This is a genomic window from Rubritalea profundi (genome assembly GCF_002954445.1).
GTDB classification, from domain to species: domain Bacteria; phylum Verrucomicrobiota; class Verrucomicrobiia; order Verrucomicrobiales; family Akkermansiaceae; genus Rubritalea; species Rubritalea profundi.
Map to the genome: position 1 here is coordinate 1,636,240 of NZ_MQWA01000001.1, position 13,289 is coordinate 1,649,528.

Consider the following 13,289-nt stretch of genomic DNA (forward strand, 5'->3'; position numbering starts at 1 on the left):
CCCAGCTGCCCAAAAATGAAGCAACAAAGAAGCAACCATAGTCTCATGCGTCGGTGTCCTCCTCAGGCCACTCAATCACGATGTCGTATTGTTCAACAAATTTTTCATTGAAGGCGCTGCGCTTCTCTACTTTTTTGGCATGGAGCCATTCGCGTTCGACCCTCTGACGCACATCAACTAGCGCAGGTAGCGATCCCGCAGTGCGCTCAGACAAACGGACAAAGTGGACACCAAGTCCAGAGCGCAATGGTTCGCTCCAGTCAGCTAACACCAGTCCATCGAGCTTTTTAGCAAAGCCAGCACCATAATCGCGATCCACCTTCCACGCGGGCGTTTGCATATTTTTTGGGGGGAGGAAGTACGAATCACTCGTAACGATTTCTCCAGCCTTAAGCTTAGCCCTGACACTAGCCAGATAACCCTCTAGATCGTCTCTATGACGCTGAGGGTTGATGAATATTTGCTCAAAACTATAGAGCCCGTCTTTGCTGAACTTTTCTGGGTGTGCATGGAGGAATTTCGACAGATCCTCGTCATTGGCATCAGTACCTAACATCACATCATCGGTGAGAAATTCTAACTTCTGACGCATTCGGCGGCGGATGATGGTATCGTCTTGGTCGATTCCCATCGCTACTGCCTGGCGGTAGTAGATCTCTTCCAGCACATAGTCATCGATCAATGACTTTAGTTCATCCTGACTCGGCGGGTGCTGCCAAGTTTTCTCATAAATGCTGATAAACTGGGCAATTCGCCCTTCAGTGATGACAATTTTTTCACGATCGCCATCTTGGTTAGCCTCTGGATTTACCCAGCCATAAAGAGCAAACAGCCCCGCTCCTATCAACATGAAATGAAGCAATGGCTCCTTCAGAAATTTCATCCTTGGTTACTTACTAGGTGAGTACCAAATCGGAGATGTGTACGCGCGTTCTTGGCCGATGAGTTGGGCATTTTTTGGCAACTCAACACCGAAGCGAAGCTTGTCGTATACAACCCAGCGAGGAGTCGGGATTTCTAACACGCGCACATAGTAGAAGGATGATTCAGTGGCATCGAAATCTGGATCCGTCCAGACAGTGCCTAGATCAGTAGAGCCAATGGTGTTAGACCAAGTTGCCTTTTCTAAGTCCACTGTGTTTCCAACAGCAGCCTTACAGACGCCGTTAGAGTCAATTTTTCGGTCACCGGAGACGGCGATGTCGTAGACCTTTTCGTGAAGCTTGCTATCAGCATCTATCCAGCCTTTAACGATTTGTACACGGTCGAGGTTTGCTCCAACAGCATCGCGCAAAGCGGACACCATGAATGTAGGAGCCTTTTTAGCGTCAGCTTGAGCTTTCAGATCTCCGCCCATTGGCACACCTTTTTGGTAGCCCAGAGTCGTGGAGTTTGGCGCGTTTAGATCAGCGTCTGTGTAGTCCCAGCCACCGAAGAAGCGTACCTTCATACGTGGTCCAGTGGTTCCGTATGTTTCCCGACGAATGAATGCGTCAAAGAGTGCTGCGCGGGTATTGTCCTCTGCCCAGACACCTGTGTATCCAGAAGCCACCAATGTGTGGCCTTCGATCTTGCCTAGTTTTGATTCGATGAATGGATGGTTCACCCGACCTGCCGATGGTTCAGCAGAAGCAGACTTTCCGAAGAAGTTGTCTTCATCCGCAGTTGCTAAAGTAGTGTGACTATCAGTCGCACCACCGAATCCAAACTTGTAGGGGTTCACCCCAAATTTCTTTTCAAGGAGAAGTCCTTGCTTGAGAGCTTCACGTGCGTATTCGCCTTTGAGCATCTCTGGCTTTTTCAGCTGGGTGAGATCGAGGTTACCCACGTCCCAGTTTTCATAATCAGCAAACGGATCATTTGGCGAAAGCACAGGATGCGCCTCGCCATCACCTTTGATCTGAGTGATTTCGTATTGCGGTTCCCACTTCGCGCGGAGCTTCACGTAGTTGGCATCCACTTTGCCACCAGCATAGGTGTCTTCTGTTGGGAACATCCATCCGTTAGACAGGTTGCCATTGTGTGCTAGACAAAATGCCTTGCCACCAGTTTTGCTCTCGTACTCTTCCAACCATTTATAAAGATCTAATGGATCCGTACTGCCCATTGGTGGCTGTGTTGTTGGCGGCACTACCTGCATCGCTTTGTCTCCATTATCTCGGAGAATCACGTTGCGGTGGAGGTTGAACCCCTTCGGCACTGAGGTCCACTCGAAGCCGATAAAGGCGGTGAACTTCCCTGGATCATTGTGGGTTTCTGCTGCTCCAACAATTTTAGACCAAACGCTTTTGAATTCCGGAGCACCGGGGCTGTACGCTTTGACAAATTCTGGTGGCAGTTTCATTTGAGCAAAATGGGTGATCAAATCAAAGGCTGCAACTCCAGCAGCGTCTCCCCCTTTTTTGTAACCGTCATACCATTCTTTGCCCTTTGCATTGGCTAAAATGTGAGGCTTACCCGCCTGTAGGTCGGTTGCAAACCCCATCAAATCTGTATGGTCACTCACTACTAACCAGTCCAAAGGACGAGCAAGTTTTACAGGAACTCCAGTCGCTGACGTAAGCTTCTCACCTTTTGCAAAACGATAAGCTTCCTCCACACCCAGTGTGTTGCCAAACAACCCAGCATCCAGCGAAAGAGCTGTGTGCACGTGGGTGTCACCCCAGTAGACTTCGCTCGGGTACGTCTTCCCGACATAGGGTGAAAAGTTATCTTTCTGTTCTTGGGCCGTGACAGCCTCGGCATGGAGCGCTGAGACCGATGCCATCGAAATGATGGTTGTAAGGAATGGGTATTTCATAGCAGTTTTTGTGTTAGATCGTGTCGACAAAAAATCGGAAGAGTTACTTCATACTACGATAACGGCTGTGGGGTCAAGCACACTCAGCGATCACTGAGGTAACCACCCTTCGGAGCGGTCATCTAATAGTTAGAATAGCCGAAGTAAATTTCCTACAACTGCAACTGCCCGATATAGGCGAGACAGAGTTCTATAGTCGCTTCCACGCCCTTCTTGTGGGTGCGCTCAGTGCTGTGTGACGAGGCTACCCCTGGGCCAATGAGCCCCACTCTAAAATCATTGCCAGCAGCACGAGCAGCGGAGCCATCTGATCCATAGAAGGGATAAACATCCTGCTTATGTGCAATACCTTTGTCGCGCGCCAATTCAACCAACGTTTTACGCATCTGATAATCGTATGGACCTGTCGAGTCTTTGACGCAGATCGAACACGCGGTCTCAACACCTTCGCAAGCATCACCTAACACGCCCATATCGATCACTAACAATTCCTCGATACCATCAGAGTAGCCACAAGTTCCACCGTGGCCTACTTCCTCGTAATTTGAGAAAAATAGTTCTACCGGCACGTCTTGCCCTTTAAGGCGCTTCGCTAGCTCGAACAAAACAAAGCAGCCCGCCTTGTTGTCCATGAAGCGTGATTTGATGTAGCCACTCGGCAACTCCTCATAGTTCGGGTAGAGACAAATGATGTCGCCGATACAGATTCCAAGACTCTCCACATTGGACTTATTCGCCACTTCCTCGTCTAGTCGCACGTGCATGCTCTTGATCGTTCTCGCCGTAGCCTCGCGCCCATTGTTGGTGTGCGATGAAGGATCATTGAGCAAAATGGTTCCGGTAAAGACCTTACCTTCGAGCGTACGAATCCGCACGTATTCGCCTTCGGCCCCAGTCAACGACAAACCACCAATCGGTGAGAACTTCAGCGTGCCATCGTGATTGATACCAGAAACGATCGCCCCTAAAGTATCAACGTGTGCCGCAATCGCCAGCTTTGGCTTCTGCCCGAGCGAGCAGCGCACAGCGCCCTTCACAGTGGTTAATGGCGACAGCTCTTCGGCTACAAGCAACTGGACGATGAAATCACAGGCATCGTGGGTAAAACCCGAAGGTGAGTCGATGTTGATCAGCTCTCTTAGTGTGGAATAGTCGGTCATGGTGATTTTTTACTCCTGCCCCGGTCTGCCTTCGCGGACGCGTTTGGAGAATTCTGGGTCGTCGTGGGCGACTTGAGCTGCCTTGTCGATTTGGCATCGATCTCGTAGCTCCTTATAGCTCAGACCCTGGCTGACAATACTTCCTTTTTCGTATAAGTATTTGTCTAACAAACCATTCACTAACATACGGATATCGAAGGGTGATTGACGGTCTTTAGGGATTTGATTTCGAATGCTAGTGGTGCAATTGGCATTGATCACATTGTAGAACTGGGGTTTCACGAGTAGCTCATTCTGCACTTTTACCGAGCTAATAAACAACTCACGAACTTCATCGATATTTACTGCTGATTTATAGAGGAAGACCGGTTCTTTACGAATATTAGTACGCACGCGAACAATATCTTCTTCAGAGGCAAAAATATACTGCAGCTCAAAGACCTTATACAGACCAGCCACTGGAGTGAATTTCTCCCCCACCTCACGGCGGGTCTCAATGCTGAGGCAAATATGGCCGTCGTCACCAAAATCATAGGAGAGGATAGGATGCGCCATCAGGTTTCCTAGGAACCTATCATGAAAAATGTCCATCCCCTTGAGTTTTGAAAGATGGACTTGCCGGCTTGTCCATACAGGGTTAACGACTCCCTCTTTGGTGTAATCGAAGTCGCGGAAGTTATGGAAAGTGACGAGGTCACCTTCGATGGTCACATGGCCCGTTTTCTCAAAGCCCTGCGCCCATTGCTTGTCGTTCGACGGTTGGATAAAGCTCCATGGGATGATGACTACGAGCGATAGAGCAAACACGCTCACTACTTGTTGCCATCTTAGCTGGAGCTTACGCCATGCTAGCGCCATTGCCGTCAGCCAGACAATGGCCAACAAAGCATTCCACAGATTCGCTTGGCCAAATGGTCCATCATAAAACACTGCTCCACACCAATAGAGGATAAATACATTCAGACCCGTATTGCCTATGACACGAAGAATTTTCTTTAGCCATTTTTGCCAATCGAATGAAAAATAGTACATCATATTCTAAGGGTTCTCTTTAAGGTGTTTTAGTAAAATACGTTGTAGCTCTTTGACTGCTGCGGGGTCGTGGTGCGAGCTGTGCCCAGAGGGGACAATCACCTCAGACTCGGCACCTTCTATGTGTGAACTGGCATAGGGAACCACTCCATCTGAGCTATTCGGAGTGTCCCCTTTACCTCTATCCCCTATGATCGAGTGGTACGGTACTCTGGGTAAGATAGGTCTATCAGCTACCATCTCCAGTGCTGGATTTCCTGTGCGCAAGGTCACCATGCTATTCATTGGGCCATCTTGGTTGAACACACTTTTGCCTAAATCTGTCATCGATTGAGCTGCCCCAACAAAATCTAACACAAGTAAGTTATTAGGAATTTTGATCAATGTCGCGACAAAGCTACCATACCAAGTATTTGCTTTATTACTTCCACGGTGAGGGGTGGAGATGAATACCGCACGTTTTATTCCAGACGGTTGCGGCTTCTCGAAAATTGTTTTAAAATCCTCCTTCACCAAATCTGACATTCTGAGTGCATCAATCGGTTCGTTAGAAAGTTTCGACCACGTTGTTTCGTTAAGTTCACGTATATTGAGCGAAGTCAGTAGCCCTCCCATACTGTGTCCAAAGATGATCATCTTATCGGCATTCTCAGCCGCCCCTTGGCTCCGAGCGTAGGCCTCTAACCTTAGCAGGTCTTCTTTCAACTTTGCCCCAGTCATTCGTACAGGAAACCCCGTAGGGTAGTAATACGTATAAGCTTGGTAGTTCGCCCGGATTTTTGGGTCAGACAGCATTTCATTCATCGGGTCAGCCCAAGTCATTGGGCTAGAAACTAGACCATGCACTAAGATCAATGGTATCTTATCTGGATCGAATCTAGATTCCAAATAGAGCCCCATACGACCGGAATACTTCATCGGCCTAAATACCCCCATGATTCGGGAAGCTCCGCCACCTTCGCTTTTACGCTTCGCTAGCATATAATAGCCTGCGGTGAGATTGACGTTCATGTCTTGCTGCCGACCCCAAAAACTTATCGTGCTCACTTTGGTCACATCATAGAAGCGAAAGACGGCTTTACCTTTTTGACTGAAATCTACCAATAGGGTTGTATTGAAATCTCCACCAATCGGGCTGATAAAAGGATTTTCCTTTTCCCCATCCACTCCATGCATGACCACCAAAGGAGCTCCCACACCCGCTTGGCTCACCTCCGTGCGTAAGCCCTTCCTCTCCAAGCAGTCTACAGGGACAATATCCTCAAACCCTGATTCGGAAAAAGTCGCTGATTGACTACTATCAAACTGAACTTGGTAGCTATTCGAACTCGTCTGATAGACTCCATTATTTCGCAGTCCACGCTGCTGGATCAGATCCGCAGCCTGACCAATCGCGTGGTTGTAGAGCGGTATGAAGCCATCTTCTTTCGACCTCCAAACGGCCTCAGCGACCTGCAGGTAAATCGCGACAGCTAAGTCCGGCTTCCTATTCTCGTGTTTTCTGGCGACAATGATTTGCTCGTAGATCCCATCGTAAAGCAGTTCTTGTTGGCTACTGATCGAGTCAATCGACTGCTTGTAGTCCATCAGATCGACGACAGGATTCTCCTTTTCATGGACGTAAATATGGCTGCACTGCGAGCAAAGCATGAGTGCTGAACCAAGGGCAAACAAACGAAGGAGTGAGGAAGATGAGAGCGGCATAAACTAACGGTCATTTAGAGAGTTCATCCTCATCCGTCAACCTCCCATCGAGGCTGCTAGTTTCCGCCCCTCACTCAGCTGCGGATTTCTCAATCGAGAAATGGATAGTCGGTGTAGCCCACTCGGCCCTCACCGTAGAAAGTATTTGGGTTTGGATCATTTAAATCTGCACCGACCTCACAGCGTCGCACCAAATCTGGGTTTGCTATAAATTGCTGCCCCCAGGAAATAGCATCCGCTTCTCCTGCTGCGATCATCTCCTCGCCATCGGCTATGCTTAATTGCTGGTTGGCGATGAATACCCCACCAAATTCCTTCTTCAACATCGGTCCTAGATAAGGATCACCCTTGCCTTCGCGAGCAAACAAGAAAGCAATCTTACGTTTCCCCATTTCGCGAACAACATAGGTAAAGGTCGTCGCTAGATCCGAGTCGCCCATATCATGAGCATCACCACGTGGTGCGATGTGCAATCCCACTCGGTCAGCCCCCCAGACAGAAATAGCTGCATCCACAGCCTCTAACATCAGACGGGAACGATTCTCGATAGCCCCGCCGTACACATCGCTTCGTTGGTTCGTGCTGTCTTGTAAGAATTGATCTAGCAAGTAGCCATTCGCTCCGTGTAGTTCGACACCGTCAAATCCAGCTTTCTTGGCATTCTCAGCCCCCTTACGGTAGGCTTCGACAATCGCTGGGATCTCATCTAACTCCAGCGCTCGTGGAGTCTCGAATGCCTTCTCGGGACGCACCAAACTGACATGACCCTTAGCAGCAATCGCGCTAGGAGCCACTGGCGATGCACCATCTAGGTAGGACGAGTCAGAGATCCTCCCCACGTGCCAGAGCTGTAGCACAATACGTCCACCAGCTTGGTGCACGGCATCCGTCACTAGTTTCCACCCCTCCACCTGATCGTCCGACCAAATCCCCGGAGTGTTGGGATAGCCCACACCCATTGGGCAAACCGAAGTAGCCTCAGAAATAATCAATCCCGCCGTAGCACGCTGAGCGTAGTACTCGGCCATCATGGCATTGGGCACGCGCCCTTCACTAGCGCGGCAACGTGTCAAAGGAGCCATAATCATTCGGTTAGGTAATTCCAAAGCACCCATAGAGATCGGAGAAAGAAGAGCAGTTGATTGATTGGCCATATTGAGCCGATCATAATCCTACTTTCTCTCCCGTCAACAAGAGGCAGACATACTTCTTTCCCGCAGTGAGGTCAGAACATAGGTGGCGCTTTACTAACTTGCTACTATTCGTGGTAGAGGTGTTTCATCGTGCTGGCCTTTTAGCGCCTTTCGTCTTTTTCGCAGTAGAAAATTTTCATCGTGCTAGGACTGAGCACTTAAGCCCGTGCAGCTTGTCTTAGTTCTTCAACGAATGCGGCGGTCATCGAATCGAGCGCCCGATCTCCGCGCCACCCTACAGCTACTTCCACTGGACTTGCAGTTGGCTTGATTTTTAGCAGGTTTATATCCGGTCCCACCGATGACCCCTCTGCCACGAGTGCGATGCCAATACCTGCCTCCAATGCGACGCGGAGGCTTTCAATCCCATCGAACTCACCCGCAACCTTCGCATTGATCCCCAACTCACGAAAAAATTTACTCACTCCCTGGAAATACTCTGGGTACTCGTGACGAGAAAGAAGTAAGACCCTCCTCCCATCTAACAACTCACTAGAAATCGAGCGCTTTTTCCCCCACTCGTGTTGTTTGGGCAACGCTAGACAGAGGTGCTTTTCTAACAAAACCTCCCATTCCATGTCACTCGAGTCTGATTTGGCTCCCACCATGAGATCGATTTCTCCTGTCTGGATTTTTTTACGCATTTCTTCTGAACTCGAATCGACCAGATCAATCCGTACCGTCGGATGACGCTGGATGTAGCAACCCATCGCTTTTTTCAGCAAATTGCCCCCGAGGCTCGGAGCATATCCAATACGGATCACTCCGCCCTCAATCTCCCTCTGCATCCGAGCGAGCCCCTGATCCATCGCATCCACCATGGTCAGTCCTTCTTTCACCACCACCTGGCCGGCACGGGTGAGGCGGATCGATTTAGCTCCACGATCGAGCAAGCTCCAGCCAGACTCATCTTCAAAGGCGCGGATCTGTCGGCTCAATGCGGGTTGGGTCATTCTCAGCTCTTTCGCTGCTGCCGTGATACTCCCCATTTCAGCGACCTTGATGAAGTAACGAAGTTGTCTAATTTGCATGGCACCACTTCTAGCACTCCCATTAGGCATAATCAAGCATACCCATTAGGCATGCCATGAGTTCACTCTCAACATGAGACAAACGGAGATTTATTTGGCAAGGTGTAGCCATGACAACGCAAGCAATACCCACAGTACAAATTCTCAAATCTGACGACCGAGGACAAGCCGACCACGGTTGGCTCAAAGCTCGTCACAGCTTTTCCTTTGCCAACTACTACAACCCAGAGCAAATGGGATTCCGCAGCCTGCGGGTGATCAACCAAGACAGGATCGCTGGCGGTGGTGGCTTCCCGACCCACCCGCACCGCGACATGGAGATTTTCACCTATGTCCTCAGTGGTGCCCTCAATCATAAAGACAGCATGGGTAATGAAGGCTGCATCCGCCCTGGCCAGATCCAACTGATGTCCGCCGGCTCAGGAGTGACTCATTCCGAGTTCAACGGTTCCAGCGAAGAGGAAGCTTCTCTACTGCAAATCTGGATCACCCCAGAGCGCCAAGGGCTCACACCCAGCTACACCGACTGGACTCCCAATGCTCAACAGCGCAACGATAAAATGGCCCTACTCATCTCCCCCGACGGCCGTGACCAATCAGCCACCATCCACCAAGACGCTTATATCTACCGTATCAAACTCGAGGCTGGGGAGAGTGTTAGCCACGATCTAAAAGAAGGCCGCGGCGCTTGGGTTCAGCTCATCAAAGGTAAGCTCCGAGTCAATAATGCAGAAATTTCTGTGGGTGATGCCGCTTTTATGGAAGAAAATGGCTCGATCTCCCTCACAGCTATAGAGCATACTGAAGCGCTCTTTTTCGATCTCAAATAAATACCAAATCAAACCTAACTAATACTAACAAAATAATAATACTATGAAAACAACACTATTCACACTCGCCGGAGCCACCACATTACTACTCGTATCCTGTGAAAACCCAGCCGACAACTCCACAGAAGCGACCGTCTCTGAAGCCAAAGAAGTCTCCACAGCAGCAGCCACTGGCCAGAAATGGAGCTTCACTGATAATTCAGCTATCACCTTCGTTGGCTCCAAAGTCACAGGAAGCCACGAAGGTGGATTCAAAGAATTCTCAGGACATTTCTACGTCGATGGCGACACACTTTCCGCTAGTGGCCATGAAGTAGTCATCGATATGACCAGCACCTTCGCAGATGACCCAAAGCTCCAAGGCCACCTAATCTCTGCTGACTTCTTCAATGTGGAAGCCATCCCTACCAGCACCTTCACCGTCACTGCTCTCGAAGCCAAAACAGGAGCAAAGGGTGAGACCCACCTGCTCACAGGAAACTTCAATTTCCACGGCGTCACCAAGTCGATCGACATTCCTGTCACCGTCACACAATCCGCTGAATCCATCAACCTGAAGGCAGACTTTTTCATCAATCGTTTCGACTTCGATGTGAAATACCCAGGCATGCAAGACGACCTCATCAACGAAGAAGTAGTCATCCGCTTTGACCTCAACGCAAAACCAACAGCGACAGAAGGCTAAATCTAGCATATATCCAATTCTGGGACGTGTTTTAGATAAACGCGTCCCAGATTGAACAACCCTATATTATCATGAAAAAACTACCTAGCACCGCCGCAGTCCTCCTCGGTCTCGGCTTCATCACCTTTGGCCTCAACCATTTTCTAAACTTCATGCCAGCGGGCGGACCAACGGAAGAAGGCTCGGCTAAAGCCATGTTCTTCGGCGCCATTGTTCCTACAGGATTTTTGACCTTTGTTAAGATCTTCGAAATCACAGGTGGTCTCCTCGTTGCCATTCCCAAGACGCGCAATATTGGACTGCTGATACTCGGTCCTATCATTATCAACATCCTCGCCATCAACATCCTCATCATCGGTGGTGGTGCGGTCTTCCAACCACCCGTCATTGTGATCTCAGTCCTCTCTGCCTATTTACTGTTCGCAGCCAAGAACAAGTTCCTCGGCCTACTCGGTGACTAGTTCCCAGCACAAGAACATTACCTAACAAACTATTGAAGCCCTAGCAATGCTAGGGCTTTTTTTGTGCTCTTATCCATCCATGAACCGAATACATCTAAACCATCAACCAGAGGCATTTACCCGCTAGATCTAGTTGCTAGATGAGTACAATTTGTACTTAAAATAAAGAACCATTCATCTAAAATAACGGACAGCAAAAATTTCCATTTTTTTAGCGTCAACCAATGAAAATGGCACAACGAATGCTGTGCGCTATTGCATGGCTACAACAGTTCAAAAATACGAAAAAGTAGGTTTCCTTCTCGATATGGATGGAGTTATCTACAAAGGCAAGGACCTCATCGAAGGCTCAGCAGCTTTTCTTAAGAAACTTCGGCAGTTAGAAATACCCTACCTCTTTCTTACTAACAACAGTCAACGCACTCGGCGTGACATGGCTCTCAGACTCAACCGCCTCGGTATCCCAGCAGCACCAAAAGACATCTTCACCTGCGGCATCTCCACCGCACGTTTTCTCGCCGAGAAAAAGCCAAACGCCACCGCCTACGTCATCGGCGAAAATGGACTAGGCTCCGCCCTCCACGAGAATGGTATCTCAGTGGTCGACGATGATGCGGACTTCGTCGTTATCGGTGAAGGTCGAACCATGAATTTTGAAAATATAGAGAAAGCTGTTAGACTCGTCTATAATGGTGCTTCCTTAATAGCAACCAACCTCGACACCACCTGCCCGACCGACCAAGGAATCCGCCCAGGCTGTGGAGCCATCGTAGCAATGATCGAGGCAGCCACCGGGAAAAAAGCCTTTTCTCTAGGCAAGCCATCGCCAGTCATGATGCGCATGGCACGCAAGACGCTAGGCCTGCGCACTGATGAAACAATCATGGTCGGCGACACGATGTACACCGACGTGCTGGGTGCTGTAGAAATGGGATACCGCTCAGCTCTGGTACTCAGCGGCCACACCACCGAAAATGATGTCGCTCATTACGCGTACAGACCAGACATCATAGCACCCTGTTTAAATGATCTTCCAGAATCGTTCTTCCTAAAACCATTATCAGGTCAGACTGCTGAGCCAGCCCTCCCTGAAATGGCCAATGCTTCTTAATGCACGCTTGTACTAGATCTATACCTCAATGGCACGTAGTTAAGCTAAATATGACATGAGCTTATACCGCTTAGAGTTCCAAAAGAGACTAATGCCGGAGTGATTTCTCGATAAATCAAGGCTCGACGAAGGAATGGCATAAGAGCAGATCTCTTGAGTTCCCATCATTCATATCTGCCCATCTTTTCTGTTCTAATACCATTTTCACAGTTACCTTGGAGTAATGATTGGTTTTGAGTTGGTGATTTGTCAGCCAAGCTGAATTCTTATATAACGCTGAATCTTTCCCATTCTAGCGGCGTTCTTCGTCAGTCACATAGCTCGCTATGCTCTTTCCTTGAGCCTTGCTAGAATAGAAAACCTTCAGTGTCATTACCCCAATCTAACCATTCAAATGGTATAAATCATTGAGTCATAAAATAAAAGTTTGCTGAAGCGCACGTTATAGCGCACGCTAGCTACATGAAGACGATCACCGCAACATCAGCCCGCTCCGATCTATATAGACTAATCGACTCCGCTCAGTCCACGCATGAGCCAGTGCAGATCACAGGCAAGCGGGGAAATGTGGTATTGGTCGCTGAAGACGATTGGCGCGCGATTCAAGAGACGCTTTATCTACTGGGTATTCCCGGCATGAGAGATTCAATCGTCAAGGGGATGGCTGAGCCGATTGAAGATTGTGCAGAGGAGATTGATTTGTGAGTTACACATTAGTCTATACTCAGCAAGCTCGGAAGGACGCAAAGAAGCTCAAGGGTTCGCACTTGTCCGAGAAGGCGAAAGAGCTCCTCGAGATTATAAAAGAAGACCCCTATGCTGATCCACCTCCGTTTGAAGCATTAGTAGGTGATCTTAAGGGCGCGTATTCTAGGCGTATTAATATCCAGCACAGATTGGTGTATATGGTTTCAGATGGCGATCCAGTGATCAAGGTGTTACGCTTGTGGAGTCACTACGAATAAAGCAAACCCAAAGCTAGCTCCACATCAGAGTGATAGTGGAACGTGAGAGTTTTATACATGGGTCAGAATAAATTATGCATATTTTAAACTTAGAGGAAGCACCCTCTCGTATCGAGCAACTTGCGCAGTGGCATCACAGCGAGTGGTCACATTTAAGTAGCGATGGTCGTCTTGAAACTCGTATCCATAAAATGACATCCTATCTTGGCGATGATTTTATACCCACCACCTACATCGGTGAGAAAGAAGGCGAATTAGTTGGCTCCGCAGCCATAAAAACAAAAAAAGACAGACTAATAAAAATAATATAAAAAAAG

The 13,289-nt window shown here is 48.8% G+C and carries 14 protein-coding genes; 7 read left to right on the plus strand and 7 right to left on the minus strand.

What is annotated here, in order from left to right; all coding sequences use genetic code 11:
- Window positions 1–43: 43 nt before the first annotated feature.
- The 7 genes from BSZ32_RS07120 to BSZ32_RS07150 all read right to left on the minus strand — a co-directional run bounded on the left by BSZ32_RS07120 (window position 44) and on the right by BSZ32_RS07150 (window position 8,920).
- Window positions 44–883 carry a peptidyl-prolyl cis-trans isomerase gene (locus BSZ32_RS07120; RefSeq protein WP_105042802.1) on the minus strand — a complete coding sequence of 280 codons (840 nt, stop codon included), beginning with the start codon at window positions 881–883 and terminating at the stop codon, window positions 44–46.
- A 6-nt stretch (window positions 884–889) separates the two neighbouring features.
- On the minus strand, window positions 890–2,800 hold the full coding sequence (locus BSZ32_RS07125; RefSeq protein WP_105042803.1) for a DUF3604 domain-containing protein: 1,911 nt from the start codon (window positions 2,798–2,800) through the stop codon (window positions 890–892).
- Between the two features lie 152 nt (window positions 2,801–2,952).
- On the minus strand, window positions 2,953–3,960 hold the full coding sequence (locus BSZ32_RS07130) for a M42 family metallopeptidase (RefSeq protein WP_165788708.1): 1,008 nt from the start codon (window positions 3,958–3,960) through the stop codon (window positions 2,953–2,955).
- Window positions 3,961–3,969: 9 nt separating this feature from the next.
- A complete protein-coding gene (locus BSZ32_RS07135; protein WP_105042805.1) occupies window positions 3,970–4,995 on the minus strand; it encodes a lipoprotein N-acyltransferase Lnb domain-containing protein in 1,026 nt (341 codons plus the stop codon).
- A 3-nt stretch (window positions 4,996–4,998) separates the two neighbouring features.
- Window positions 4,999–6,696 carry an esterase/lipase family protein gene (locus tag BSZ32_RS07140; protein ID WP_105042806.1) on the minus strand — a complete coding sequence of 566 codons (1,698 nt, stop codon included), beginning with the start codon at window positions 6,694–6,696 and terminating at the stop codon, window positions 4,999–5,001.
- Window positions 6,697–6,785: 89 nt separating this feature from the next.
- Window positions 6,786–7,850: an alkene reductase gene (locus BSZ32_RS07145; RefSeq protein ID WP_105042807.1), complete on the minus strand. Its 1,065-nt coding sequence runs from the start codon at window positions 7,848–7,850 to the stop codon at window positions 6,786–6,788.
- 197 nt (window positions 7,851–8,047) lie between these two features.
- Window positions 8,048–8,920 carry a LysR family transcriptional regulator gene (locus BSZ32_RS07150; RefSeq protein WP_165788709.1) on the minus strand — a complete coding sequence of 291 codons (873 nt, stop codon included), beginning with the start codon at window positions 8,918–8,920 and terminating at the stop codon, window positions 8,048–8,050.
- 110 nt (window positions 8,921–9,030) lie between these two features.
- On the opposite strand from BSZ32_RS07150, the gene BSZ32_RS07155 reads away from it, so the two are divergent.
- The 7 genes from BSZ32_RS07155 (at window position 9,031) to BSZ32_RS07185 (ending at window position 13,283) form a co-directional block, all read left to right on the plus strand.
- Window positions 9,031–9,750 (plus strand): pirin family protein, encoded by a 720-nt coding sequence (locus BSZ32_RS07155; RefSeq protein WP_105042809.1) that lies wholly within the window; start codon window positions 9,031–9,033, stop codon window positions 9,748–9,750.
- Window positions 9,751–9,793: 43 nt separating this feature from the next.
- Window positions 9,794–10,435: a YceI family protein gene (locus BSZ32_RS07160; RefSeq protein ID WP_105042810.1), complete on the plus strand. Its 642-nt coding sequence runs from the start codon at window positions 9,794–9,796 to the stop codon at window positions 10,433–10,435.
- A 71-nt stretch (window positions 10,436–10,506) separates the two neighbouring features.
- Window positions 10,507–10,896, plus strand: coding sequence for a hypothetical protein (locus tag BSZ32_RS07165; RefSeq protein WP_105042811.1), 390 nt, complete (start codon window positions 10,507–10,509; stop codon window positions 10,894–10,896).
- Between the two features lie 259 nt (window positions 10,897–11,155).
- Entirely contained in the window at window positions 11,156–12,007 is an 852-nt protein-coding gene (locus tag BSZ32_RS07170; RefSeq protein ID WP_206018750.1) for an HAD-IIA family hydrolase, read from the plus strand.
- 462 nt (window positions 12,008–12,469) lie between these two features.
- The gene (locus BSZ32_RS07175; RefSeq protein ID WP_105042812.1) at window positions 12,470–12,712 is read left to right on the plus strand and encodes a type II toxin-antitoxin system Phd/YefM family antitoxin; all 243 of its coding nucleotides are present in this window, start codon (window positions 12,470–12,472) and stop codon (window positions 12,710–12,712) included.
- Window positions 12,709–12,972: a Txe/YoeB family addiction module toxin gene (locus BSZ32_RS07180; protein WP_105042813.1), complete on the plus strand. Its 264-nt coding sequence runs from the start codon at window positions 12,709–12,711 to the stop codon at window positions 12,970–12,972. The genes BSZ32_RS07175 and BSZ32_RS07180 overlap by 4 nt, the downstream gene beginning before the upstream one ends.
- A 74-nt stretch (window positions 12,973–13,046) precedes the next feature.
- Entirely contained in the window at window positions 13,047–13,283 is a 237-nt protein-coding gene (locus BSZ32_RS07185) for a hypothetical protein (RefSeq protein ID WP_105042814.1), read from the plus strand.
- The last annotated feature ends 6 nt before the right edge of the window (window positions 13,284–13,289 follow it).

What these genes read in the sequence shown, in the direction of transcription:
- BSZ32_RS07120 (WP_105042802.1), bottom strand. Translation starts at nt 883, where the DNA reads ATGAAATTTCTGAAGGAGCCATTGCTTCATTTCATGTTGATAGGAGCG.
- BSZ32_RS07125 (WP_105042803.1), bottom strand. Translation starts at nt 2,800, where the DNA reads ATGAAATACCCATTCCTTACAACCATCATTTCGATGGCATCGGTCTCA.
- BSZ32_RS07130 (WP_165788708.1), bottom strand. Translation starts at nt 3,960, where the DNA reads ATGACCGACTATTCCACACTAAGAGAGCTGATCAACATCGACTCACCT.
- BSZ32_RS07135 (WP_105042805.1), bottom strand. Translation starts at nt 4,995, where the DNA reads ATGATGTACTATTTTTCATTCGATTGGCAAAAATGGCTAAAGAAAATT.
- BSZ32_RS07140 (WP_105042806.1), bottom strand. Translation starts at nt 6,696, where the DNA reads ATGCCGCTCTCATCTTCCTCACTCCTTCGTTTGTTTGCCCTTGGTTCA.
- BSZ32_RS07145 (WP_105042807.1), bottom strand. Translation starts at nt 7,850, where the DNA reads ATGGCCAATCAATCAACTGCTCTTCTTTCTCCGATCTCTATGGGTGCT.
- BSZ32_RS07150 (WP_165788709.1), bottom strand. Translation starts at nt 8,920, where the DNA reads ATGCAAATTAGACAACTTCGTTACTTCATCAAGGTCGCTGAAATGGGG.
- BSZ32_RS07155 (WP_105042809.1), top strand. Translation starts at nt 9,031, where the DNA reads ATGACAACGCAAGCAATACCCACAGTACAAATTCTCAAATCTGACGAC.
- BSZ32_RS07160 (WP_105042810.1), top strand. Translation starts at nt 9,794, where the DNA reads ATGAAAACAACACTATTCACACTCGCCGGAGCCACCACATTACTACTC.
- BSZ32_RS07165 (WP_105042811.1), top strand. Translation starts at nt 10,507, where the DNA reads ATGAAAAAACTACCTAGCACCGCCGCAGTCCTCCTCGGTCTCGGCTTC.
- BSZ32_RS07170 (WP_206018750.1), top strand. Translation starts at nt 11,156, where the DNA reads ATGGCTACAACAGTTCAAAAATACGAAAAAGTAGGTTTCCTTCTCGAT.
- BSZ32_RS07175 (WP_105042812.1), top strand. Translation starts at nt 12,470, where the DNA reads ATGAAGACGATCACCGCAACATCAGCCCGCTCCGATCTATATAGACTA.
- BSZ32_RS07185 (WP_105042814.1), top strand. Translation starts at nt 13,047, where the DNA reads ATGCATATTTTAAACTTAGAGGAAGCACCCTCTCGTATCGAGCAACTT.